Raw genomic sequence first — 23,813 nt, 5'->3', positions numbered from 1 at the left:
ATTTAATTCTAACGTAAAGTGGGCAAAATTAAAAGCTCAGAGCAAACAAAAACCGCATGAATCCGGGGAATCGGAACACGGCCCCACCGCCCATGTCCAGACCCCTGGGCCTTCGAAGCTCACCCGGGTGCCGCGCGCCAATTGGGGCAGCTGCCGGGAGGCGTCCCCGAGACCGCGCACGGTGATCCGCAGGCCCCGCCCGCTCGGGGCGGAGGACAGGGAAAACGGGTGCGCCTGCCACCAGAGTCCGTGCGCCCAGAACCGCCAAATGAAGAACTGTCCTGATGTCGCGCGCAGCTGCTGCAGCTTTCGTCCGGTCAGGGTGATCGAGACCACACCGGGTGCGACCTGCTCGATCGAAGCCACCCGAAGCTGGTGCCGCAGTGAGCGCACGACCGGCAGCAGGAAGCGAAACAGGATGAGCGCCGCGGCGACCGCAACGTACAGGGCCAGCCAGTAGTAACGGGCGATGGCGCCCTCGCTGAGCAGGCCACCGACGCTCAACTGGTGCGGAATGGCGACGAGCACCGAGAGGTAGGCCAGCAGGTGCACAGCGTGCCAGGCCTCGTAGCGAAACTTTCGGCGCACCACGACGAGCGAGGTCACGACGACGCCGATCATGAGCGCGAGGCCGAGAAAGGCGAGCGGCATGTCGGGCAGGCCTGTGAACATGTTCCAGGCCTCGATGAAAACATTCACATTTTCAGCGAGCGCGTAACCGGTGATGAGCAGCACGGCGTGGCCGAGGATGAGGTAGAGGGCGGGCTTGCCGAGCGACTGGTGCACGGCCATCGCCTGATCGTGCCCGAAGGCGCGGTCGACCGGAGGCAGGCGCGCCGCCAGCACGAGCATCACGAGCAGCAGGTCGGTGCCGACCAGGCCCGCGACAATTCCGAGTGAGGTGAACGCGTCGGCCGGGGTCGAAAAGCGGGCGGCTCCCCCGTCGGCGAGAAAGATGGCGATGACGATGGCGACCGACGCCACGCAGAGGATCTGCAGGGTGTCGGCCAGTCGCATCCGCTTTTTGTAGGCCGGATGCAGCAGCGCCGGGCCGGTGCGGGTGGTGCGCGTGTCGAGGCTCATGAGTAGAGCATCGAGCCACTGCCCATCGATGGCCTATCGATGACCTGTGAACGGTCTGTGTGTCGTCTATGCCTCATTTTCGCGGGGCAAATGGGGGCGACGGCAGCTTTGAGCGGATGCCGACAGCCCCGTTATCGACTACCCCGGCAGCGCCGGTCGTCTCCGGGCCCGCGCGCGCACGAGCAGCACAATGACCAGGGCGACGACGCTGCCGAGTACTGTCTCCAACACGCGATCGACGAGCAACGCCGGCACCGGGCTGGTGAGGTGCGCCACGGTGAGGGCGAGCGGGGTCACGAACAGCAGGGCGGCGCCCTAGTGGCGGCCGATCAGAATCTCGGCACCGAACGGACCGAGCGTGACGACCGCGGCCCGGGTAGCGACCTCGAACTGGAAGCCGCGCGGGGAGCGCGCCCACTGCCACAAGCTTTCGGGCTTGGCTGGCTCCACGCTAGATCTTTTCGATTGGAGCGATCTTGATCAACAGCTTTTTGGCGCCCGCGGTGTCGAACTGCACGTGCGCGATGCGCTTGGTTCCTTCGCCGGTGACCTGGTTGACCCGGCCCTCGCCGAAGTCGTGGTGGCGGATGCGGTCGCCCGCCGCCAGTTCGAGGCTGCCGTTGTCGCGCACCGTTCCGGTGATCTTGTTCGCCCACTCCGTCTTCGGCTTGCCCGGCGGCAGGCCGGCCGGCTTCGCGCTGGTGCCGTAACCGCTGCGCCCGCCGTAACCGTCGCTCGAACTAGTCAAAGAGTTGCCAAAGCCACCGAAGCCGCCATCGCGGCGCGCGTTCAGAGCGCGCGGCTGGGTGCCGCCGCGCGAGTTGGCCATTCCCGGCGACTGCTTCCAGTCGATCAGCTCGGCCGGGATCTCCTGCAAGTAGCGGCTCGGCATCGCCACGTTGATATCGCCGAACTGGGCCCGGGTCATGGCGAGCGAGAGGTAAAGCCGCTTGCGGGCGCGAGTGATGCCCACATAGAACAGGCGGCGCTCTTCAGCCGGACCGCCCGGCTCGTTCGCCGACATCTGATGCGGCAGCAGCCCCTCCTCAACGCCGGTGAGGAACACGGCCTCGTATTCGAGGCCCTTCGCGGTGTGCAGCGTCATCAACGACACCGTTCCCGACGCGTCATCGAGGTCGTCAGCGGCGGCCACGAGTGACACCTGGGTGAGAAAGTCGACAAGACCACCGTCGGGGTTCTCCTTGTTGAAGTCCTTGGTCTGGGCGACGAGCTCCTCGATGTTCTCGGCCCGCACCTCGTCTTGCGGGTCACGGCTGCCCCGCAGCACGGCCAGCAGTCCGCTGCCGCCGAGCAGAAACTCGAGCACGTCGGAGACGTTGGAGCCGCCGACCGGCACGCCGTCATCAGTGACCGACGTCGGCACAAGCAGGAGCGCGGCGGCATCGAGCAGTTCGGCCAGTTTGAGGATGGCGCCGGTCACCTTCGGGCCGAGACCCAGTGCGGCGCAATTGCGCATTGCCTGCCGAAAGGTGAGCTCGTTATCGTCGGCAAAGCTCAACAGTGCGGTCTCGGTGGCCGGGCCGATACCGCGCTTGGGGGTGTTCAGAATGCGGCGCAGGGCGAGTTCGTCGACCGGGTTGGCGACGGCGATGAGGTAGGCCAGGGCATCCTTGATTTCTGCCCGCTCATAGAATTTGGTGCCGCCGACCACTCGGTACGGTGTGGCCGAGCGCACCAGGATTTCTTCGAGCGCTCGGGTCTGCGCGTTGGTGCGGTAGAACACGGCCATGTCGCGGTAGGCCATGCCGGCCGCGTGCAGCACCTGGATCTCGTCGGAGACGAACTGGGCTTCGTCGTGCCCGGAATACGCTGTGAAACCGACGATTTTCTCGCCGTCGCCGCCCGCACTCCACAATTTTTTGTCGGTGCGGTCGAAGTTGTGGCCGATCACGGCGTTCGCCGCTGAGAGGATGTTCTGGGTCGACCGGTAGTTCTGCTCGAGCAGAATCACCTTCGCTCCGGGGTAGTCCCGCTCGAAGCCGCTGATATTGCGGGTGTCGGCGCCACGGAAGGCGTAGATGGACTGGTCGGAGTCACCGACCACGGTGAGCGAGGCGCCGGGAATGGCGCCACTGCCGTCGCGCAAATTGCGCACGTGCACACCGTCGTCTTCCATCTCCTGAGCGAGTTCGGCCGTGACCGGCCGGGTGAGCTCGTGCACGAGGGCGTACTGGGCGTGGTTGGTGTCCTGGTATTCGTCGACCAGCAGGTGCCGAAACCGCCGCCGGTAGAGCGCGGCGACCTTGGGGAACGCACGAAACAGGTAGACGGTCTCACCGATGAGGTCGTCGAAGTCGAGCGCGCTCGCGGCACGCAGCCGGGCGGAGTACTGCCGAAAAATCTCGACGAACATGACCTCCTGCGGGTCGCTCATGTTCGCGTTGCGGGCATAGGAATCGGCGTCGGCGAGTTCGTTCTTGAGCTTGGAAATCTTGGCGCCCGCCGATCCGGGCGTGAAGCCGTAGGTGTCGGCGTCGAGACCCTTGATGATGCGCTTGAGCGTGACCTTGCTGTCGGCCGAGTCGTAGATGCTGAAGGTGCTCGACAGACCGATCTTCTCGGCTTCGCGGCGCAGAATGCGCACGCAGGAGGAGTGGAAGGTGCTGATCCACATACCGTCGGACGCTTGGCCGAGGATGGCGTGCACCCGCTCGCGCATTTCAGCGGCCGCCTTGTTGGTGAACGTGATCGCAAGAATCTGGCTCGGCCAGGCATCCCGCGTTTCGAGCAAGCTCGCCACCCGACGGGTGAGCACGCTGGTCTTGCCCGACCCGGCGCCGGCGATGATGAGCAGCGCCTGGCCGCGGTATTCGACGGCTTCTTTCTGCTGCGGGTTGAGCCCGTCGAGCAGCGGGCTCTGCTGGGCGCTGCCGGTGCCCGCATACCCATTGGAATCGAGAATGATCGGCGTGGCCGAGCGGCCGGCGGTGGCGGGCGCGGATTCCGCGTTAAGAGGTGTGATCATGTCGATTTCCAGTGTAGGCGAGGCCCCTGACACGCGGGCGGGTCGGGATGTGGAGTTTAGCGACGCCCCAACGTTTGCTGATCGAGTCAATTGGATGGATGGATGATCGCAGGGCCGACAACCGTGACCCCCACCGCGCAGACGTTGACGAGGTCGAGCTTGTCGACGACATCAACGCGGAGGAGGACTATCTCCTTCTTCTCTTGGCCGCTTCCGCCACGCCCAATGGCCGCAACCCCTCCACGCCCCAGAAATCACCATTCAAACGCTTAGCTGAACGGTATTGATCTAAAACCCATGCGGCTCTCGTGGCTGGCCTGCCGCACATCATGTGCGCGACCAGCGTGTCGAGGGCATGGGCAACATCACGGGTTGCAGTTGTCGCAAAAACGCGGGTCGGCGTAGCTTCGGTCGGTGAACTCGCGAGTGTGGCGATGCGGGCAGATGAGGCATCCATGAGTTTCAGCACGGGTCTCGTTCGTGGGCGCGGAGCAGTCGCGGCAGGGCAGTCCTGCCACCCGCTCTACCTTCCAGAAACCTGGGGTGCCGCAGGCTGGACACAGGGAACGTAGTTTCTGTGCGAGGTCTTCTGCCGCGAGACGGATGTTTTCTATACGCGTCGGATTGGCGTGGGCGCGCACATCCGTTTCGAGAAACACGTGGCCGTTTTCCGATTGCGCCAGCGCCCACGCAAAGGTGATTTCCAGTTCCGCCCAGGCGGCGATTCCCTTGCGAATGCGGGGGTCGTGCTCGCTTTCCGGGCGTACGACCACGTGGTGTTCGGGGAACCTCGATTTGCGGGCGAACATTTCGGCGGCTGCCCAGTCCGCCGTCAGCAGGTGGGAGAAATTCGCTTTGCCTTGCGCCACGCCGACGACCTCCAACTCGCGCTCACGGTCGATCCAGATCAGGAATTCAACGTTCCAGGGGAACATCCCCATGAACGGATCCTGACCAAACGACCCCTCGCTGGCAAGGCCCAGAGGTAATGCCGACAATTCCATGCCCACGCGCGCTTTCTTGCGTGCTGCCTCAAGCTGTGTGCCGGAGCGGGGGATATCGCGGGTGAAAGTACCGAGTAGATCCGTGTCGTAGCCCACGATGCGTTCGACCCGGCAACCAAGCTCCCGCTCCAACACCGGACCGACCACGCGCTCCTTACCATGTTGGGTCAGCAGAGCGACCCGTTTACCGGAGTAGATGGAGCTCGAGTCCAAATTCCCTGAATCACTGCCGACCACAACTCACCTGCCCTGCTGAGCACGAGCTGTTGGCACAGACTGTTCGTCGACCGGGCCACACCGCAGGCGGCTGGCGGTTTCGACCGCGGTGGCTACTCACGGTCGACGGATCCAAGGGCTCTGAGAAGCTCACCAATTTGGTGGTGGCGTTCCAAGGGATGTCGAAGCGGTAGGTCTGGGTAGAGCTGATAACTGTTGCGCCGCCCGTCGCGTTGACGCGTGAGATAGCCATCTGTGACGAGTTCGGCGATTATTCGCTGGGCGGCGCGTTCGGTGATCCCCACTTCTACTGCGATATCGCGCAATCGCATGCCGGGGTCTTGAGAAACGCAGAGCAAAACGTGTGCGTGATTAGTAAGAAAGGTCCAGTCGGCCATCGTCTCACCATAGCCGACACACGCTCCACAATGCACGCTATGCTTAGCACGTATTGGTCAGCGTGCATTGACGGGGTTGGTCACCATGGAGTCGCGCCGCTTCTTCACACTTCGAGCAGAGTAAATCAGAGAGCCACAATGTGATCGATCCCATCATTCTCTTCTTCCTGCTCGGAGCCGTGGCCGGCCTCCTGCGTTCAGAATTGCGTCTTCCGGCGGCGATTTACGAGTTCGTCAGCATCGTGCTACTGCTGGCCATTGGCCTCAAAGGCGGCGTGGAACTCGCCAAGCAGCCTTTCGCCAGCCTGTTGCCGCAAATGCTCGCCGTGGTGGCCATGGGTTTTGGCCTCACCCTGGTCGCGTTCCCGGTGCTGCGCTATCTGGGCCGTTTCAAGCGAGCGGATGCGGCCTCTATCGCCGCCCATTACGGTTCCGTGAGCGTGGGCACCTACGCCGTCGCCGTCGCCTACCTCGGCAGCCAGCAGATCTCGTTCGAAGAACACATGCCGCTGCTTCTGGTGCTGCTGGAAGTGCCAGCAATTCTGGTGGGAATTGTGCTCGCGCGAGGGATCTCGCGCGAGACCCGGTGGAAGTCGATCGCCCATGAAGTGTTTCTGGGGAAAGGCATCGTGCTGCTCCTGGGCGGACTGCTCATCGGCTGGGTAGCTGGCCCGGACGGGCTGTCGTCCATCCAACCGTTATTCGTGGATCTCTTCAAGGGAATTCTCGCTCTTTTTCTGCTGGAGATGGGCTTGATTATGGCCACACAGATGGGAAGCCTGCGCCGACACGGCCCCTTTCTGGTGGTCTTTGCCATCGCAATGCCGCTTTTTTCGGCGCTGGTGGGAACGTGGCTGGGGTGGTCTTTGGGCCTCTCCATCGGAGGAACGACCATCCTGGCAACTCTGGCGGCCAGTGCGTCCTACATCGCGGTACCGGCAGCCATGCGCATCTCTGTACCCGACGCCAACCCCACCCTCTCCCTGGCCGGTGCGCTCGGGATAACATTTCCGTTCAATGTCCTGATCGGGATCCCGCTTTACCACGCACTCGCCGTGTGGGCTCATACGTTCGCGAAAGGTTGAACCCGATGCAAAGCCATACCCGCAAGCTGTTGACCGTTGTCACCGAAGCCGCCCTCGAAGGCACTCTTGTCCGGGATATCGATCGGCTTCACGCCCACGGCTACACCATCACTGACGCTCGTGGCAAGGGGAGTCGTGGTACTCGCAACGCCGGCTGGGAAACAAATGGGAACATCCGCATCGAGGTGGTGTGCGACGCAGCGACGGCTAAAGAAATCGCCGCCCATTTTCAGGAGCATTACTACGACAACTACGCCATGATCCTCTTCGTGAGCGATGTCGAGGTACTCCGACCTGAGAAGTTCTGAGACCCCACTCAGGTTCCTCAGGTTTCGGTGACTGTCCGCTGAGTCTCCACAATCTTTCCTCGGGGCACCCATCTCGGGCGGCACCGAGCGATACCGCATGCCGTCTCAACGCGCGCGTTTCACTTCGATTGGTGTTTGCGGTGTCTCGAAACCTGCGCGTGTCGGAACACATGGATTACGAGACGCTGGCAGCCGCTCAGAACGCGTCGCGCACGTGCACGGCCAGATCCGGGTGGTCGGCGAATACCCCGTCGATGCCGGAGCCGAGAATGACGCGGAACTCCGACTGCCAGTGTCCGAAGTCACCCTTGCGGGTGCCGCTGCGAAAGGTTTTTGCCAGGAATTTGTTTTCCGGCCGCAGGGTCCAGCAGTAGATCTCGAGCCCGGCAGCGTGGGCGTCGTCCACTAGAGCGGATGCCCCGATCACGTCACCCGCAGCATCCGTTTCGAGGATGAGCGATTTGGGCACGCTGATGCCATCGACGCCGATATCACTCGTAGCGGTACTGGAGCCCATACTGCTGCGGGACCCGCCAGCCGAGCGGCCAGCGGCAAGGCTCGCGAGCCCGTCGGCCGTGAGGTGTTCGGCGTAGCTGAGCGCGCCGGCGCCGTACTCCGCGACCTGGTCGACGGGGTACCCCTCGTCTTCGAGCAGGAAGACGCGTTTGCCACGCACACCCTGAGCCCGAACCTGGGCAAGCACGCTCGGTTCAAAGCTCTCCACGGTGAGCCGGTCGGTGTTCCAGCCGGCAGCGGAGACCTCGGCCGCGAACAGTTCGGGCAGCGGCAGGTCGAGCCCGCCGAAATAGGTGGCGTGCTTGATCTCGGCGACGATCCCGAGCGTTCGGTTGGTCTGCTCGGCCGCGGCATCGACGAGGTCGAACAGGTCGCGCAGGCGCAGAATCGGGTGCTGGTCGTCGAAGGTCGTATTGCTCTGTCGCAGGGCTGGCAGCCGTTCCCGGGCGCGCAGGGTGCGCAGTTCCTCCCAGGTGAAGTCCTCGGTGAACCAGCCGGTGATCGCCTTGCCGTCAACGAGTTTCTCGGCGCGGCGAGCGGCGAATTCGGCGCGAGTGGCGACATCCGTTGTGCCGGAGATTTCGTTTTCGTGGCGAATGACGAGCACGCCGTCGCGGGTGGCGACCAGGTCGGGTTCGACGGCGTCGGCGCCGAGCGCGAAGGCCAAATTGAAAGCTGAGCGCGTGTGTTCGGGCCGGTGGCCGCTTGCCCCGCGGTGGCCAATGACGATCGGTTGCATGGTGTCAGGCTAACCGCGTCAGCAGAACGGATGCTGGGGGCCGGCATCCGCTTGCAGCGAAACGGGTGCCAGATCACGGCTTGAATTGCTGCAAATCGGCTGATCCCCAGCACATTCGAATGCGCTCTCGGGTACCTTTAATGCAGTGCCGCACCAGGCGCTGCGTGTCGGTTCGCCCGCGCGCACCCGAATGACCCATCAGCTGATTGTGAGTACAGCAACCCATGGCATCCTCCAACCCCGCTTTCTCCCGCAACGAAGCGTTCGGCGCTCGTGGCGCAGTGGCGTCGTCGCAGGCCCTCTCTGACAACGATCTGCAGTCGATGTACAACCGGCCCGCCGCCGGTTCACAGGACACCGAACGCATGACCTACGAAGACACCATAACCAAGACCGGCCTCGGCTTCGCGCTGCTGCTCGTGGCGGCCATGATCTCCTGGGTCGCCACCCCGGTGCTGCCGTTCCTGTTCATTCTGGGTGCCATCGCCGGCTTCGTGCTCGGCCTGGTCAACACCTTCAAGAAGGAGCCGTCGGCTCCGCTGATCCTCGCCTTCGCCGGGGCCCAGGGCTTGTTTGTCGGTGGTATCTCCCGCGTCTTTGAAGACATCTACGGGGGCGTCGTGATGCAGGCGGTTCTCGCCACTCTCGTCGTGGTCGGCGTCACGCTGGCACTGTTCAAGAGCGGCAAGATTCGCGCCTCGAAGAAGGCCACCAAGATCTTCTTGATCGCCATGATCGGCTACGCCGCGTTCTCGCTGATCAACGTGGGAATGATGATTTTCGGCGGCAGCGATCAGGCCTTCGGCATGCGCAGTGCGAGCATCAGCATTCTCGGCTTCGACATCAAGCTCGGCATCCTCATCGGCCTGCTCGCGGTGCTGCTGGCCGCGTACTCGCTCGTGCTCGACTTCGATTTCATCCAGAAGGGCGTCAACAACCGCCTGCCGCGCAAGTACGGCTGGACCGGCGCGTTCGGCATCATCATGACCGTCGTCTGGCTCTACGTCGAGATGCTGCGCATCTTCGTGCTCACCCGCGAGTAGCAGCATCCGCTTGATCAGGCGCCCTCGTTCTTTCGGAACGGGGGCGCTTTTTCGTACCCCGCGCACGCCACACTGTGGTTGGCTTAAGTAATGAGTTTCACAGACCTGCACGCGTTGCTCCCGCTCGAAGCCACCGGCATGACCGCAACGTTCGGCTACATCGGCAGCGCCATCGTGCTCCTCGGGCTGGCCTTTGTAGTCATCCGCGCTATCCGCAAATACATCAAGGCCCCCAAAGGCTAAACAAGCGGATGCCCGGTGCAAGAATATCCGTACATACCTGCATGCAAGCTTATTCTTCCGTGCAGGTATGCAAGAGTATGCCTGCATAGCTAGGGTCCACCCCCGGCCCCGCGAACGAGAGGCCTGAAATGAATACCGTGGCGGTGACGAAATTTCAGGACCTCGGCGCCGTGATCAAGGCCGTTCGCGATTCCCGAGGCATCCGCCAAGACGACCTCGCTCAGGACCTCGCCATCTCCCGCCAATATTTGCAGGAATTGGAGAAGGGACGACCCAACCTCTACATCACCCGGCTCTTTCGCGCCCTGAACACGCTCGGCATCACCATCACCATTTCATACACTCTCAGTGACAAGACCGACGATCATGTCTGACGCACTGTCCGTCTTCCTCCACGAGGACTATCTCGGCGTGGTGGAAACCTATCGGAGCGGCCGGCAGCACGACAAGCACCGCATCATTTTCACTTGGAACAGCGACTACCGGCGGGCTCGATCACCCTGACCGAATCGTTCGCGTCTCTTCCGGGTACTCGCCCAGACGCCACCTTGGTCTCCAACTTTTTCGGCGGCTATGCGCCGGACGGCAACCATCGCGATTTGGTTCCGATTGGCGCGAGCCTCACCGTCGAGCCCACTCGACGCACATCCTCAAACCGCAACTGCAATCCCTGCCCGGGGGAATCTACAACGAGTTCTATAGCCATGAAATCGCCCGGCACATGGGGCTCTCTCAATTCAGCAGCGAGGTAATACCCCTGGGCCAGACCACGTTCTTGGCTATCGAACGATTCGACCGTCGGGTCTCTGGCCGAAACGGTACCCTCGTACATCAGGAAGATGTCACCCAAGCCCTGGGCCTGGACTGGCGCGACGTAATGGTTGCGACAACTGGTTTTTCACGTTCTCATTGGAAACAATGATGCCCACGCCAAGAACGTCGGGCTTATCCACGACAGTGATGGCACCAGCATCTCGCAAATTTACGACGCCGTCCCGAATCTCATCCAGCGTGGCCGGATCAACTGGGAGCTGGCGATGGCAATCGACAACGTGTTCGATCACCGCAAGATCACGGTCGAGCGGCTGGTCAATGAGGCTCAATCGTGGTCAGTGCTGCGCAGAGACCTCATCGAGTCACCATCTACAGCACCATTCACAGGTTCCAGCAAGCGCAATCTGCGCTCACCGCCCCCGCCGGCATCGATCCCGGCGTTATCGACGGGCTCTCGTGGAATGCCGCCAGACTCGCGGCCGGCACCGAGATCAGCCGACCGAAGGAACGATAAGCCACGCTTGACCCCCCTCCCTCTGAGGTCGCGTGGAAGACCGGCAGGCTTTGGGGCCCTGGCAACGATGGCGGCCGAGATCGAGCCCAGAACGAGGACGATTCCCTCTATCTGAATCGGGGCAAGGTGCTCTCCGGCGATCGCCCAGCCGAGCAGGATCGCAACGACCGGGCTCAGCAGGCCGAGAAAGGCAATGGTGCTCGCCGCTAGACGCGCAATGCCGTGGAACCAGGCGGCGTAGGCGAATGCGGTGCCGACCACGGAGAGATACGCGTAGCCGAGGAGGTTGGGCGCGGTCAACGGCGTGGTCGGGAGGCCCTCGAGCAGGAGCAGGACGGGCAGGAGACTGAGTCCGCCGGCGATGAGTTGCCACGAAGTTGTCGCGAGCAGCGACGCGGGCTGCCCCCACTTCTTAGAGAGCACGATCCCGGATGCCATGCACAGCGTGCCGCCGACCGCGGCCAGAATTCCGATAGCGTCAAGCCTCGCCTGCGCTTGGAGCACGATGAGACTCACTCCGAAGGCTCCGGCCGCACCGCCCGCCAGCACGCGCCCGGTCAGGCGCTCGTGCACTACTCGACTGGCGAGCACCGCGACCACGAGCGGTTGCAGACCTCCGACGATGGCGGCCACTCCGCCGGGCAGCCGGTAGGCCGCAATGAAGAGCAGGGCGAAGAACGCCCCGATATTGAGCACGCCGAGCAGCCAGGATTTCCACCACCAGTCGCCGTGCGGTAAGCGGCGGCAGAGAATCAGCAGCAGCAGCCCTGCGGGGAACGCGCGCAGGAATGCTGCGAGCAGGGGCCGATCGGCGGGCAGGAACATCGTCGTCGTCAGGTAGGTGGTGCCCCAGAGAATGGGGGCAAGGGCTGTGGTGGCCAACAGCAGGGATCGATTGCTAAGCACTTAGCTATTATAGCTAAGTGCTTAGCAATTGCTAGGCTAGAACCATGGCAGACCAGGTTGATCGAATCCTTGAGCAGTGGAGCACCGAGAAGCCCGACCTCGATGTCTCCCCGATGGCCGTCATCGGCCGCTTGAGCCGCACCGCTCTGGCGATCGAGACCCGCCTGGCCGCGACCTTTACGCGGTATGGCCTGGACGCATCCTCTTTCGACGTGCTCGCCACGCTGCTGCGGAGTGGTGCGCCGTACCGGATCGCCCCGGCGGCGCTGGCCCGCGATGCGATGATCTCGACGAGCGCGGTGGCCCAGCGGCTGAACAAACTGCAGACGCGAGGTCTGGTCAGCCGCGAGGCGAACCCCGACGATGGCCGCGGCACTCTGGTCGCGCTGACGGATGCCGGTAAGCGGGTCATCGATGCCGCCCTGGCCCCGCACGTCGAGACCGAGCGAGCCATCACCGCGATTCTCACCATCGAGGAACAGTCGATCCTCGTGGGGCTGTTGCAGAGGATCAACGCTGCGGCAACGCGCGATTAGCTCAGGTAGCGACCGAGCGAATCGAGCACGTCCTGCCATCCGTCGTAGAAGAATCCATCGCCCCTGGACCCGTCGACACCGTGCAGATCGAAGGTCATGCTTGTGCCGTTGACAACGGGCTCGATGGTGATCGTGACGGTTGGAGTGTCATCCGGGTCGCCGTGCGGCTCGCCCCAGGACTTTCTCCTGCTGACCGGCGCGTGCGAGTCAACATACACCAGGTCACCTCTCGCAAGCAGGGCAACGTCAACGTCAACGTCAACGTCAACGTCTTGATGGGCAGGCTGGCGGATCAGGGTGTGGTCTACCGGCTGCAAAAAGGTCTCTACGAATACACTGCACCGAAGTTTCACGATTATCTGATTCGGCGACAGCGCAGCACGACCTGGACCTGATGCCCCGTTCGATCAGCGGAGCGAACGCAGGTACCGCCTGCGCGCGACCAGTTGCGCGACGCGGAGCAGTGGGTAGAGAGCTCGCCACGGTTGCTGCGGCGCCGCCCTCGTGAGCGAGCGCACGGTGAGGCGCACCTCGTCGCCACGGCGGTGCACGATGAACGCCTCCTCACCGCTGACCGGATGCCCGGGCAGGGTTCGATAGGCAAACCCGACCCGGTCCGGCTCATCGACGACGGCCACGACCTCCACCGGCTCGACAACGGTCAGGTTAAACAGGCCTGCAGTGACGATTACCCGGTCGCCGGGCGACACCGCACCGGGTGAGTCAACCGCAAACCCGCTCGCGGTCTTCACCCGCCACCGAAGCACATCCCGAGCGGCGCGCTCCCAGACCGCGTCACCCCTCCCCACGACCGCCGACACTTCCGATCGGCGGAATCGTGGGTCGCTGGCCGGCCAGTCGCGAAGGTCAGGGCTGGTCATGATCTGCATGCTGCCACGGGCCGCTCCCCCATCTCGCGGGCAGGACTGAGTGTGCGCGTCATCTGCCCAGTCAAGCGCATCGGTGACGCCGACGGCGGTCAATACGTCAACCACCGCAGCACAATCCACCACGATCCCGCGCCAGTCCGCTCCTGTAGCTGACCCAAACGCTCGGTTCGGGCGCTCGCGAGCGTCTCCAGTGCAGATACCTCTGCCCGCTCAGCCCGTCGGGCCGCACGATCGAGCACCTCACCAACGGTCGGCCGCGCCACCTCTCGGTCGAGGAGGGGGTGGCGGCATCCGCTTTGGTGCATGGCGAAGCGGATGATGCTGCTCCACGAGGGCGCGCTCGTCACCGTCGGCACGGAGACCTTCGCGCATCAGGTCGAAGTCGCCCGCGACGTGGCCCGCGCGCTGCTCGCGCGGCCCGCCCGCTGAGCGCCGCGCGGTCGGGTCGGCCACCGGTTCCGCCCGCCGCCCGGTAGGCCAACGCCCCAGAAACGCATGAGCGCGCACCAAACGGGTGGCCGTTTCGGGCGCGGCTACGAGCGGATGCGGGTGCCGGGCACACAAGAAGGGCCGGCTCACGAGAGCCGGCCCTTCTTTACTTGGGGATCACTCCCACTCAATCGTTCCCGGCGGCTTCGAGGTAACGTCGAGCACCACGCGGTTAACCCCGTCGACCTCGTTGGTGATGCGGTTCGAAATCTTGGCCAGCAGGTCGTAGGGCAGCCGGGTCCAGTCGGCGGTCATGGCGTCCTCGCTCGACACCGGGCGCAGCACGATCGGGTGGCCGTAGGTGCGGCCATCGCCCTGCACGCCCACCGAGCGCACGTCGGCGAGCAGCACGACCGGGCACTGCCAGATCTCGCGGTCGAGGCCGGCGGCGGTCAGCTCGGCGCGCACGATGGCATCCGCTTGACGGAGCAGGTCGAGGCGTTCCTGGGTGATCGAGCCGACGATGCGAATTCCGAGGCCGGGGCCGGGGAACGGCTGGCGCTGCACGATTTCGGCCGGCAGGCCGAGTTCGGCGCCGATCGCGCGCACTTCGTCCTTGAACAGGGTGCGCAGCGGTTCGACCAGTTCGAACTGCAGGTCTTCGGGCAGGCCGCCCACGTTGTGGTGGCTCTTAATGTTCGCGGTGCCGCTGCCGCCGCCGGATTCGACGACGTCGGGGTACAGGGTGCCCTGCACGAGGAAGGCGATCGGATCGCCGTCTGTTTCGGCGGCTTCCTTGATCAGCTCGGCCTGGGCCTGCTCGAAGGTGCGAATGAACTCGCGGCCGATGATTTTGCGCTTGGTCTCCGGATCGCTCACGCCCTCGAGGGCGGTCAGGAACTGCTCGCGTACGTCGACCGTGACCAGACGGATTCCGGTGGCCTTGACATAATCCTCTTCAACCTGGCGGCGTTCGTCCTGGCGCAGCAGACCGTGGTCGACAAAGACGCAGACCAGCTGGTCGCCGATGGCCTTGTGCACGAGGGCCGCGGCCACGGCGGAGTCGACTCCGCCGGACAGGCCACAGATAACCTTGCCGGTTCCGACCTGGGCGCGAATCTTCGCGACCTGCTCGGCGATGACGTTGCCGCTGTTCCAGTCGGCGTTGATACCGGCAGCACGGTGCAGAAAGTTTTCAAGTACGTGCTGGCCGTTTTCGGAGTGCTTGACCTCCGGGTGCCACTGCACGCCGTAGAGCCGCTTCTCGTCATTGGCGAACGCGGCGACCGGGGTCGAGACCGACGAGGCGAGCACGGTGAAGCCGTCGGGCGCGGTGGCGACCGAGTCGCCGTGGCTCATCCAGACCGTCTGGCTGTCGGGCTGGTTCGCGAGCAAAACGTTATCGCCGTTGCTCACGGTGACCGGGGTCGAGCCGTATTCGCGGGCCCCGGTGTGGGCGACGGTGCCACCAAGGGCGGTCGCCATCACCTGAAAGCCGTAGCAAATGCCGAGCACGGGCACGCCGAGCTCGAAGATCGCGGCGTCGAAAGCTGGTGCGCCCTCGGCGTAGACGCTGGACGGTCCACCGCTCAAAACGATTCCGCGTGGGTTCTTGGCGAGCACTTCGGCGGCGGTGATGGTGTGCGGCACGATCTCCGAATAAACGGATGCCTCCCGCACGCGCCTTGCGATCAGCTGCGCATACTGCGCACCGAAGTCGACCACGAGAACGGGGCGATCCAGCCCGGAGTCGGTGATGGGGGCATCCGCTGGAATGGTCATGCTTGGGCCTTCGCCTTCTCGGCAAGTGCCGCGGTCTTTTCGGTATTCTCGGCGAGGAAACGCTTCACCGTGCGAGCAACGGGAACCTCGACGATGAAGGACAGGGTGGGAACGACGCCGCCGAGGGCGATGAGCACGAAGCGCCAGAACGGCCAGCGCATGAGGCTCCAGAGGCGAAAGTCGGCGAACAGGTAGAGCACGTAGAACCAGCCGTGCGCGATCAGAATGCCGGTGCTGAGGTTGATCGCGGCGACCGTGTCGGTCGGAACGAGCGCGAGAAACCCCTGCGAACCGCCCATCTCGATCTCGTGGCCGAAACCGTACTTGATGACCATTTCGATGCAGAGCAGCAGCAGGAAGACGCCGGTGATGGTCGATGACACCTGGTACAGCCGCAGCGCACCGGGAATGCTGGAGATATCGGCGGGCTTGGGTAGACGAGGCATGTGCCTAATTCTACGTGAGCGCAGTGAGGGCTTCGGCGTCTTCAATTTCGCGCTCAAGGGCGTCGCGCACCAGGCGGTACCAGAGGAACACGGCGAAGCCGGCGAAGACGACCCACTCGATGGCATAGAAGATGTTCAGCCAGTTCAGCGACTGGTCGACTTCCGGCACCGGGGAATCGATCACATCAAGGCCGGGCGCTGCTTCGGCATCGACGATGTAGCCGGAATAGACCGACTCGTCGCTGAAATCGGCCCACAGATTGATCAGAGCGGATGGCGCGACCTTGGTCATTTCCATCGAGTCGCCCTCCGGATCGGGCAACTCCGGGGCCTCCCCGGTGAGAAAGCGTCCGGTCAGCGTGACGGGAGCGTTCGCCGGTTCCGACGCCAATACCTCGATGACCGACTGGGCGGTGGCCCGGTCGGGAGCCCAGCCGCGCGCGACGGCGACGCTGGCGGCAGCATCCGTTTGAAAATGGCTGACCACCCAGAAACCATCGATGCCGCCGTTGAGGCGCGTGGTGATGAGCTGCTCATCGCCGGGCACCCAGGAGCCCGTCGTCGTGACCATTTGGCCGGTCGCGATCTGCGTCACCGTACCGTCGGGCTGCACGACCTCGGCGAGCGGTTTGGCCTGCTCGGTGCTGCGTTCCACGACCACGCCGGATTCGATGGCGCGCTCCAGCTGCCAGTGTCCGAGCAGGGCGAAGCCTGCTGCGATGCCGAGGGCCAGCAGCAGCGCGAGCACCCAGCGGGGGCGCAGCATCATTCTGATCACGAATAGTCACCTGTGTGGGTTTCTCGCCCGGGTTTGCGTGCCGGTCTGTCGGCGTCATCATCGGGATCTGGGGTGTGCTGGCCGAGCGCGAAATCGGCCATTGAATCTAAGTGTTTCGCTTGTGCAACCGTAGCTTCCGTCGCTTGGGAATTGACCGAGTCACGTTTGGGCGCCCGCCGGTTGTGCTCGTCGGCGTCCGCGGCCTGGGCCGCCGTCGCCGCCTCGACGAGGGCGATCTCTTCGTCCCGCATCGGATTGCGCGCTGCCCCCGTCGTAACGGATGCCGGCACCCGGCGGCGCAGTGCCGACCCGATCTTCTCCGAATTCGCCGCGAACAGCGGGCCGAGGATGGCCATGGAGAGCACGTACAGGCCGGCGAACGGTTGCAGGCGCGGGTCGAGCCCGGCCGACACCGACAGGGTCGCCAGAATCAAGGTGAACTCGCCGCGGTTGACGAAGATAGCGGCCGTATTGAGGGCTTCGCGTGGCCCCATTTTGTGCAGCCAGGCCAGCAGCGCGCCCGAGAGCAGACTGAGCACAAAGGTCATCCCGATGGCGATGAACACCACACCGATCACCGAACCGAACTGGGCGATATCGAGGGCGAGGCCGAAGTTGAGAAAGAAGAACGCCGCGAAGATATCGCGGAGGGGCACGGCGACACGTTCGATCTTGGCGCGGTAGCTGCTTGCGCCGAGCACGACGCCGATCAGGAACGCGCCGATGGCATCCGTCACGCCGATGATCTCGCCGATGCCGGCGAACAGCACGACCAGGCCGAAGAATAAAATGGTGAACAGCTCGTCGTCCTTGGTGCGCATGAGACGCGACACCACCCGGCCGCCCCAGCGGGCGAGCGAGAACATCGCGACGAGAAAGAGGAACGCGATGGACAGTTGCAGCACGATCGGCCAGATCTCGGTTTTGCCGCTGAGCACGACGGAGACGATGGAGAGGTAGATCGCGATGAAGATGTCACCCACGACGGTCACGCCGAGGATCATCGGTGTCTCTTTATTGGCCAGACGGCGCAGTTCGATAAGCAGTTTGGTGATGATCGCGCTCGACGACGTGCCGGTCATACCGGCGATGACGAGGGCTTCGCGGGGGCCCCAGCCCACGAGCATGCCGAAGATGAAGCCCGCGCCCATGTTGATGAGCACCCAGGAACCGCCGGAGATGATCAGCGTCTTGGCGTTGCCGAAGAATTCTTCCTGGTCGAATTCGAGGCCGAGGCTGAAGAGCAGCAGGATCAGGCCGAACACGGCGATGAGTTCGATATCGCCGGATTGGAAGTCGAGGGGAAAGAAGTCGGTGTTGGGGCTGGCGAGCACGCCCACGATCATGTAGATCGGGATAGTGGGGAGCCCGATCACCTTGCCCAGGCGGCCAAGAACGTAGGCGACGACGAGCAGGATGCCGAGAACGAGGAGGTCTTCGCCCACGTGCATCGCTTACCCCCCGGGTGGAGCGTCGACGGTCTTCGCCTTCACTTCACCGGTACGAAAGAACGCGAAGGCCTTGACGACCTTTTCCGGCGAGCCGGCGACGACGAGGGTGTCACCGGGGAAGACCTTGAAGTCGGCGGCGGGGGCCGGGTTGGCGGATTCGCCGCGCACCACGGCGACGACGGTGAGGCCTGCGATGCCACGGTCGGCCGGATTGCCCAGGGCCTGGCCGGCGATGTGGTCTTCGTAGTCGACGGTGAACCAGTCGATGCTGAGGCCCGGGATCTGGTCGAGGGCACTGAGCGACTCGGTGATCTGGGTACCTCCGAGCAGCTCGGCGAGGGTGTGCGCCTCGTCTTCGTTAAGCCGCAGCGAAACCTTGCTCGCGTCCGGGCCGCCTTCATCATCGGCGAAGGTGATGAGGTCGCTGTGGCCAGATCGGTGGGCGATGACGCCGACCTTGCCGCCGTCATCCGTGATGAAGGTGTGCAGTACCCCCACGCCGGGAAGTTTGACCCGCCGAACATCAACCATTGTCATGACTCCTGAGGTAAAGGGCAGTAGCCCTATTCTACCGGAGCCGCTTTTACCGCCGCGCGCCCCTCGCCGCGCCTCCTCTTCACTCGTGCGCTCGACCAGCGGATGCCCGCGCCCCAAGGGTGCCTGCGCCCCATTTCGGTAGCCGCTACGCCGGTTGACGCAGAGGGCGGCCACCCAAAGCGGGCGCGGGCATCCGCTCGAGGCCGTAGCGGCCACCCTAAGCGGGCGCGGGCCTGACCGGAGGGCCGCTAGGTGGTCACGACGATATCGGGGGCCTCGAGGCGCACCCGGTCGGCGGACTCGTCGTCCGGCTGCTCCTGCGAAGCCCGCTCGGCGGCGACCCGGGTGAGGTAGAAGCCGACCTCACGGTCGATTCGCTCCTGGTCCCAGCCGAGCACGCCGGCCATGAGCGCTGCGGCGACCGGTGCGGCCGACACCCCGCGATCCCACGCCTCGATCGAGATGCGGGTACGCCGAGCCAGCACGTCTTCGAGGTGCAGCGCACCTTCGTGCGAGGCCGCGTAGACCACTTCGGCTCCAATGTAGTCGTCGGCGCCGGGCAACGGTTCGGCGAGCGCCGGGGTGGCGCGAATGAGGTCGAGCAGCTCGTCGGTGAGGGTGCCGTACCGGTTGAGCAGGTGTTCGACGCGCACGGTGTGCAGGCCGAACGCCCTGGCGATCTTGCCGCGCTTGTTCCAGGCGGCTTGGTATCCCTCGGCACCCAGCAAGGGGATGTCGTGGGTCGCCGACGCGGGAATGCGCCCGTCGAGAGCGGACACCGCGGCATCCACTGCATCTTTGGCCATGATGCGGTAGGTGGTCCACTTGCCGCCGGCGATGACGACGAGGCCGGGAACGGAATGCCCCACGAGGTGTTCGCGGGAGAGCTTGGAGGTCTCGTCACTCTCGCCGGCCAGCAGCGGGCGCAGCCCGGCGTAGACGCCCTCGACGTCTTCCCGGGTGAGCGGCACGCTCAGCACCGAGTTGATGTGTTCCAGAATGTAGTCGATATCGGCGGCCGTCGCGGCCGGGTGCGCCTTGTCGAGGTACCAGTCGGTGTCGGTCGTGCCGATGAGCCAGTGTCGGCCCCACGGAATCACAAACAGTACGCTCTTCTCGGTGCGCAGCAGCAGCCCCATGGCGCTCTGGAACCGGTCGCGCGGCACCACGAGATGCACGCCCTTCGACGCCCGCACCTTGAAGGTGCCGCGTTCGCCGACCATGCGCTGGGTGTCGTCGGTCCAGACGCCGGTCGCATTCACGACCTGTTTGGCCCGCACATCGAAGCGTTCGCCGGTCTGCAGGTCGTGGGCGTGCACGCCCACAACGCGCTCCCCGACCTTGATGAATCCCTCGACCCGCACCCGGCTGGCGGCGTGCGCGCCGTAGAACGAGGCGGTGCGTACAAGCGAGGACACGTAGCGAGCGTCGTCGACCTGGGCGTCGTAGTAGGTGATGCCGCCGACCAGGGCGTTGTTGGTCAGGCTCGGGATGAGCTTTTGCACCTGACTCTTCGACAGGTGGCGGTGATGCGGCACCCCCGGCGGGCGCCCCCCGGTGTAGGAGAAGATGTCGTACAGCAGCATTCCGGCGCCGATGTAGAAGCGTTCGGTGAAGCGTTTCTTGAGGGGATACAGGAACCGCACCGGCTTCACGAGGTGCGGCGCGATGCGCTGCAACAGCAGGCCCCGCTCGGTGAGCGCCTCCCGCACCAGACGAAAGTCCAGCTGCTCCAGATAGCGGATGCCGCCGTGCACGAGCTTGGACGACCGGCTCGATGTGCCAGAGGCCCAGTCCCGCGCCTCCAGAATGCCGACGCTCAACCCGCGCGTGACGGAATCGAGAGCGGCCCCGGCACCGACGATTCCGCCGCCGACCACGAGAATGTCGAGCTCTTTGTCTTTGAGCTTGGCCAGGGCCGCCTCGCGCTCCTCCGGCCCTAATCTCGAGGATCGCGTCACTGAATTAGTGACTGCTGAATTAGTGACGACTGAATTAGTCCCTGCTGAAATGTGCGGTACCGAATTGTGGGAGGCCATGACTACTCCTGTTCAGACTCCGTGTTCAAGTTCAAGCGGCGTGTTGCAACAACGCTATTGCGGTACTGAATTGTGGCGGGTGAAGCTGGGTACCGGCGGAACGCGCTGACTTCGGTGTTGATCTAAACCGACGCCAGTTCTCACCGATATTGATTTAAGCCGACGTTAGTTCACTCGGTACGGCGCGACAACCACTTCAACCCGTTGAAATTCTTTGAGATCGGAGTAACCGGTGGTCGCCATCGACCGACGCAGCGCGCCGATCAGGTTGGCGGTGCCGTCGGCGACCGGAGCCGGACCGTAGAGGATCTCCTCGAGCGGCGCGACGGTGCCGACCTCGACGCGCTTGCCGCGCGGCAGCTGCGGGTGGTGCGCCTCGGCGCCCCAGTGGAATCCGCCGCCGGGAGCATCCGTTGCCCGGGCGAGCGCTGTGCCGAGCATGACGGCGTCGGCGCCGCAGGCGATCGCCTTGACGATGTCGCCCGAGGCGCCCAGCCCTCCGTCGGCGATGACGTGCACGTAACGCCCGCCGGACTCGTCCATGTAATCGCGGCGCGCGCCGGCGACATCCGCTACGGCTGTGGCCATCGGGGCGTGGATGCCCAGGGTCGCGCGGGTGGTCGACGCGGCTCCCCCGCCGAAACCGACCAGAACGCCCGCCGCTCCAGTGCGCATGAGGTGCAGCGCCGCCGTGTAGGTGGCAGCGCCGCCGACGATGACGGGAACGTCGAGCTCGTAGATGAACTTCTTGAGGTTGAGCGGTTCCTGGTTCTGCGAGACGTGCTCGGCCGAGACCGTGGTGCCGCGGATGACGAACAGGTCGACGCCGGCGGCAACGACGGTTTCGTAGAGTTCCTGGGTGCGCTGGGGCGAGAGAGCCCCGGCCACGGTGACTCCGCCGGCCCGAATCTCGGCCAGGCGCGCGGTGACAAGCTCCGGCTGGATCGGGGCGGAGTACATCTCCTGCATGCGCGCGGTCGCCTTATCGGCGGGCAGGCTGCGAATTTCGGCGAGCAACGGCTCGGGGTTCTCGTGCCGGGTCCACAGCCCCTCGAGGTCGAGCACGCCAACGCCGCCGAGCTGGCCCATCATAATGGCCGTGGTGGGCGAGACGACGGAGTCCATCGGCGCCGCCAGCACCGGAATGGCGAACTGGTAGGCGTCGATGGTCCAGCCGACCGACACGTCCTCCGGATCGCGGGTGCGCCGACTGGGCACCACCGCGATGTCGTCGAAGGCGTACACGCGGCGAGCGCGCTTGGAGCGGCCGATCTCGATTTCCATGGTTCCAGTTTAGAGGGAGCCACCGGCATCCCCTTTTCCAGCGGATGCCGTCACCCGGCATCCGCAGGCCGCCAGCGCCGGCCGCCTGGACAACGCGAGCGGCGGCCCGCGCCGGAACTACCGACGGTAGTTCGGAGCCTCTACCACGATCTGCACGTCGTGCGGGTGCGATTCCTTGAGCCCGGCGGGGGTGATACGCACGAACTTGCCCTTCTGCTTGAGCTCGGTAATGGTGCGCGCGCCCACATAGAACATGGACTGGCGCAGGCCGCCGATGAGCTGGTAGGCCACCGCGGCGAGCGGGCCACGGAACGGCACCTGCCCCTCAATACCTTCGGGGATCAGCTTCTCGTCGCTCGGAACATCGCTCTGAAAGTAGCGGTCCTTCGAGTACGACGTCTTCGACCCGCGGGTCTGCAACGCGCCGAGCGAGCCCATGCCGCGATAGGTCTTGAACTGCTTGCCGTTGACGAACACGAGTTCACCGGGACTTTCCGTGCATCCGGCGAGCAGGGAACCGAGCATGACGGTGTCGGCGCCGGCCACGAGGGCTTTGGCGATGTCACCGGAATACTGCAGGCCACCATCGGCGATGACCGGAATACCGGTTTCGCGCGCGGCCAGCGAGGCCTGATACACGGCGGTGATCTGGGGCACGCCGACACCGGCCACGATGCGGGTGGTGCAGATCGAGCCGGGGCCCACGCCGACCTTGATGGCGTCGGCACCCGCGTCAATGAGCGCCTGGGCGCCCGAGCGGGTGGCGACGTTTCCACCGATCACATCGACGTCAGCGAAGGCCTTGTCCGACTTCAGACGACGAATGATGTCGAGCACGCCGGCGCTGTCGCCGTTGGCGGTGTCGACCACGAGCACGTCCACCCCGGATTCGAGCAGAGCGGTCGCGCGCTGCCAGGCATCACCGAAGAAGCCGATCGCCGCGCCGACGCGCAGGCGTCCGCCGTCGTCCTTGGTGGCGAGGGGATATTCCTCGCTCTTGTCGAAGTCTTTCACGGTGATCAGGCCGGTGAGCTTGCCGTTGGCGTCGATCAGTGGCAGCTTTTCGATCTTGTGCTTGGCAAAGATCGCGAGGGCGTCTTCGGGAGCCATCCCGACCTTGCCGGTGATCAGCGGGGAGGTCGTCATGACCTCGCGCACCCGGGTGAGGGCCTTCTTGGCATGCGGCACGAAGCGCATGTCGCGGTTGGTGATGATTCCCACCAGGATGCCGTCACTGTCGACGACCGGCAGCCCGCTCACGCGGAACTGGCCGCACAGGGCGTCAACCTCGGCGACGGTGGCGTCGGGCGAAGTGGTGACCGGGTTGGTGATCATGCCGGATTCGCTGCGCTTGACCAGGTCGACCTGTTCGGCCTGATCCCCGATCGACAGGTTGCGGTGCAGAATTCCGAGGCCACCCTCACGGGCCATGGCGATCGCCATACGGGTCTCGGTCACGGTGTCCATGGCGCTGGAGAGCAGCGGTAGCGACACATCAATGCGCCGGGTCAACCGGGATTTGGTGACCGCCTCGCTCGGAATGACGTCGGTGTGCCCCGGCAGGAGCAGCACGTCGTCGTAGGTGAGTCCGGTGAATCCGAACGGATCTGGCTGATCCATGAAACCCCTTACCTGTAGCGGAAAAACTGAAAATTGTCCGGAAAATCGCGTTACCACCCCACGGGACGTGAAGGGAATAGACCGGTCCTTCAATGTTAAGCGTGTTTGGGCTCATCACATTCCGCACACCATTGGCCAGCCGGTGCGGAGTTTCGAAACATATAGGACATAATCGGCAAATACTCTCAACAGAGAAGTTGGCATTA

The 23,813-nt window shown here is 64.4% G+C and carries 26 protein-coding genes and 1 pseudogene; 9 read left to right on the top strand and 18 right to left on the bottom strand.

What is annotated here, in order from left to right; translation table 11 throughout:
• Positions 1 to 36: 36 nt before the first annotated feature.
• From E3O45_RS17165 to E3O45_RS17150, 6 genes are all read right to left on the bottom strand, one after another.
• The gene (locus E3O45_RS17165) at positions 37 to 1,083 is read right to left on the bottom strand and encodes a ferric reductase-like transmembrane domain-containing protein (RefSeq protein ID WP_134444755.1); all 1,047 of its coding nucleotides are present in this window, start codon (positions 1,081 to 1,083) and stop codon (positions 37 to 39) included.
• Positions 1,084 to 1,221: 138 nt separating this feature from the next.
• On the bottom strand, positions 1,222 to 1,380 hold the full coding sequence (locus E3O45_RS17655) for a hypothetical protein (protein ID WP_166789554.1): 159 nt from the start codon (positions 1,378 to 1,380) through the stop codon (positions 1,222 to 1,224).
• Between the two features lie 18 nt (positions 1,381 to 1,398).
• Positions 1,399 to 1,533: a hypothetical protein gene (locus tag E3O45_RS18250; RefSeq protein WP_255452993.1), complete on the bottom strand. Its 135-nt coding sequence runs from the start codon at positions 1,531 to 1,533 to the stop codon at positions 1,399 to 1,401.
• 1 nt (position 1,534) lies between these two features.
• Positions 1,535 to 4,069: an ATP-dependent helicase gene (locus E3O45_RS17160; RefSeq protein WP_134444753.1), complete on the bottom strand. Its 2,535-nt coding sequence runs from the start codon at positions 4,067 to 4,069 to the stop codon at positions 1,535 to 1,537.
• Positions 4,070 to 4,434: 365 nt separating this feature from the next.
• Entirely contained in the window at positions 4,435 to 5,220 is a 786-nt protein-coding gene (locus E3O45_RS17155; protein WP_241985422.1) for a DUF6671 family protein, read from the bottom strand.
• 182 nt (positions 5,221 to 5,402) lie between these two features.
• Complete coding sequence (locus E3O45_RS17150) at positions 5,403 to 5,687, bottom strand: helix-turn-helix domain-containing protein (RefSeq protein WP_134444751.1); 285 nt, start codon at positions 5,685 to 5,687, stop codon at positions 5,403 to 5,405.
• A gap of 140 nt (positions 5,688 to 5,827) precedes the next feature.
• On the opposite strand from E3O45_RS17150, the gene E3O45_RS17145 reads away from it, so the two are divergent.
• Both E3O45_RS17145 and E3O45_RS17140 read left to right on the top strand, forming a co-directional pair.
• Positions 5,828 to 6,772, top strand: a complete 945-nt coding sequence (locus E3O45_RS17145; RefSeq protein WP_134444750.1) for a sodium-dependent bicarbonate transport family permease — start codon at positions 5,828 to 5,830, stop codon at positions 6,770 to 6,772.
• Positions 6,773 to 6,777: 5 nt separating this feature from the next.
• Positions 6,778 to 7,080, top strand: a complete 303-nt coding sequence (locus tag E3O45_RS17140; protein WP_134444748.1) for a transcriptional regulator — start codon at positions 6,778 to 6,780, stop codon at positions 7,078 to 7,080.
• A gap of 196 nt (positions 7,081 to 7,276) precedes the next feature.
• Here E3O45_RS17140 and E3O45_RS17135 read toward each other — a convergent pair whose 3' ends face one another.
• Complete coding sequence (locus tag E3O45_RS17135; RefSeq protein ID WP_134444746.1) at positions 7,277 to 8,335, bottom strand: glycerophosphodiester phosphodiesterase family protein; 1,059 nt, start codon at positions 8,333 to 8,335, stop codon at positions 7,277 to 7,279.
• A gap of 224 nt (positions 8,336 to 8,559) precedes the next feature.
• Between E3O45_RS17135 and E3O45_RS17130 the strand changes: the two genes are divergently transcribed.
• From E3O45_RS17130 to E3O45_RS18485, 6 genes and pseudogenes are all read left to right on the top strand, one after another.
• The gene (locus tag E3O45_RS17130) at positions 8,560 to 9,378 is read left to right on the top strand and encodes a Bax inhibitor-1/YccA family protein (RefSeq protein ID WP_134444745.1); all 819 of its coding nucleotides are present in this window, start codon (positions 8,560 to 8,562) and stop codon (positions 9,376 to 9,378) included.
• A gap of 90 nt (positions 9,379 to 9,468) precedes the next feature.
• Positions 9,469 to 9,621, top strand: coding sequence for a hypothetical protein (locus E3O45_RS17650; RefSeq protein ID WP_158251615.1), 153 nt, complete (start codon positions 9,469 to 9,471; stop codon positions 9,619 to 9,621).
• A 137-nt stretch (positions 9,622 to 9,758) separates the two neighbouring features.
• Entirely contained in the window at positions 9,759 to 9,995 is a 237-nt protein-coding gene (locus tag E3O45_RS17125) for a helix-turn-helix domain-containing protein (protein ID WP_166789553.1), read from the top strand.
• Positions 9,988 to 10,125, top strand: coding sequence for a hypothetical protein (locus E3O45_RS18175; RefSeq protein ID WP_241985421.1), 138 nt, complete (start codon positions 9,988 to 9,990; stop codon positions 10,123 to 10,125). The genes E3O45_RS17125 and E3O45_RS18175 overlap by 8 nt, the downstream gene beginning before the upstream one ends.
• 4 nt (positions 10,126 to 10,129) lie before the next feature.
• Complete coding sequence (locus E3O45_RS18490; RefSeq protein ID WP_370450400.1) at positions 10,130 to 10,543, top strand: HipA domain-containing protein; 414 nt, start codon at positions 10,130 to 10,132, stop codon at positions 10,541 to 10,543.
• A pseudogene (locus tag E3O45_RS18485) lies at positions 10,503 to 10,631 on the top strand (HipA domain-containing protein); the annotation flags it as partial. The gene E3O45_RS18490 and the pseudogene E3O45_RS18485, both read left to right, overlap by 41 nt.
• An 89-nt stretch (positions 10,632 to 10,720) precedes the next feature.
• Here the strand turns inward: E3O45_RS18485 and E3O45_RS17110 are convergent.
• Positions 10,721 to 11,815, bottom strand: coding sequence for a DMT family transporter (locus tag E3O45_RS17110; protein WP_134444741.1), 1,095 nt, complete (start codon positions 11,813 to 11,815; stop codon positions 10,721 to 10,723).
• A gap of 44 nt (positions 11,816 to 11,859) precedes the next feature.
• Here E3O45_RS17110 and E3O45_RS17105 point away from each other — a divergent pair, with 44 nt between their 5' ends.
• Positions 11,860 to 12,351 (top strand): MarR family winged helix-turn-helix transcriptional regulator, encoded by a 492-nt coding sequence (locus E3O45_RS17105; protein ID WP_134444739.1) that lies wholly within the window; start codon positions 11,860 to 11,862, stop codon positions 12,349 to 12,351.
• Here E3O45_RS17105 and E3O45_RS17100 read toward each other — a convergent pair.
• The 10 genes from E3O45_RS17100 to guaB form a co-directional block, all read right to left on the bottom strand.
• Positions 12,348 to 12,668: an SRPBCC domain-containing protein gene (locus tag E3O45_RS17100; RefSeq protein ID WP_166789551.1), complete on the bottom strand. Its 321-nt coding sequence runs from the start codon at positions 12,666 to 12,668 to the stop codon at positions 12,348 to 12,350. The genes E3O45_RS17105 and E3O45_RS17100 overlap by 4 nt on opposite strands.
• Positions 12,669 to 12,758: 90 nt before the next feature.
• Positions 12,759 to 13,346 (bottom strand): DUF1990 family protein, encoded by a 588-nt coding sequence (locus tag E3O45_RS17095; protein ID WP_241985420.1) that lies wholly within the window; start codon positions 13,344 to 13,346, stop codon positions 12,759 to 12,761.
• Positions 13,347 to 13,847: 501 nt separating this feature from the next.
• Positions 13,848 to 15,452, bottom strand: coding sequence for a glutamine-hydrolyzing GMP synthase (gene guaA, locus E3O45_RS17090; protein ID WP_134444735.1), 1,605 nt, complete (start codon positions 15,450 to 15,452; stop codon positions 13,848 to 13,850).
• Positions 15,449 to 15,898 (bottom strand): DUF3817 domain-containing protein, encoded by a 450-nt coding sequence (locus tag E3O45_RS17085; RefSeq protein WP_134444733.1) that lies wholly within the window; start codon positions 15,896 to 15,898, stop codon positions 15,449 to 15,451. Before E3O45_RS17085 ends, guaA begins: the two co-directional genes overlap by 4 nt.
• 10 nt (positions 15,899 to 15,908) lie before the next feature.
• Positions 15,909 to 16,667 carry an SURF1 family protein gene (locus E3O45_RS17080; RefSeq protein ID WP_241985425.1) on the bottom strand — a complete coding sequence of 253 codons (759 nt, stop codon included), beginning with the start codon at positions 16,665 to 16,667 and terminating at the stop codon, positions 15,909 to 15,911.
• 5 nt (positions 16,668 to 16,672) lie between these two features.
• Positions 16,673 to 18,127 (bottom strand): cation:proton antiporter, encoded by a 1,455-nt coding sequence (locus E3O45_RS17075; RefSeq protein ID WP_134444730.1) that lies wholly within the window; start codon positions 18,125 to 18,127, stop codon positions 16,673 to 16,675.
• Between the two features lie 3 nt (positions 18,128 to 18,130).
• Positions 18,131 to 18,664: a cation:proton antiporter regulatory subunit gene (locus E3O45_RS17070; RefSeq protein ID WP_233193339.1), complete on the bottom strand. Its 534-nt coding sequence runs from the start codon at positions 18,662 to 18,664 to the stop codon at positions 18,131 to 18,133.
• 248 nt (positions 18,665 to 18,912) lie between these two features.
• Positions 18,913 to 20,625 carry a glycerol-3-phosphate dehydrogenase/oxidase gene (locus E3O45_RS17065; RefSeq protein WP_134444728.1) on the bottom strand — a complete coding sequence of 571 codons (1,713 nt, stop codon included), beginning with the start codon at positions 20,623 to 20,625 and terminating at the stop codon, positions 18,913 to 18,915.
• A 243-nt stretch (positions 20,626 to 20,868) separates the two neighbouring features.
• Entirely contained in the window at positions 20,869 to 21,987 is a 1,119-nt protein-coding gene (locus tag E3O45_RS17060) for a GuaB3 family IMP dehydrogenase-related protein (RefSeq protein ID WP_092449554.1), read from the bottom strand.
• A 117-nt stretch (positions 21,988 to 22,104) separates the two neighbouring features.
• Entirely contained in the window at positions 22,105 to 23,607 is a 1,503-nt protein-coding gene (gene guaB / locus E3O45_RS17055) for an IMP dehydrogenase (RefSeq protein WP_134444726.1), read from the bottom strand.
• Positions 23,608 to 23,813 lie beyond the last annotated feature (206 nt).

Origin of the sequence: Cryobacterium sp. TMS1-20-1 (assembly GCF_004402355.1) — a bacterium.
Taxonomy (GTDB): Bacteria; Actinomycetota; Actinomycetes; order Actinomycetales; family Microbacteriaceae; genus Cryobacterium; species Cryobacterium levicorallinum.
This window is presented reverse-complemented; position numbering and strand designations above follow the sequence as displayed.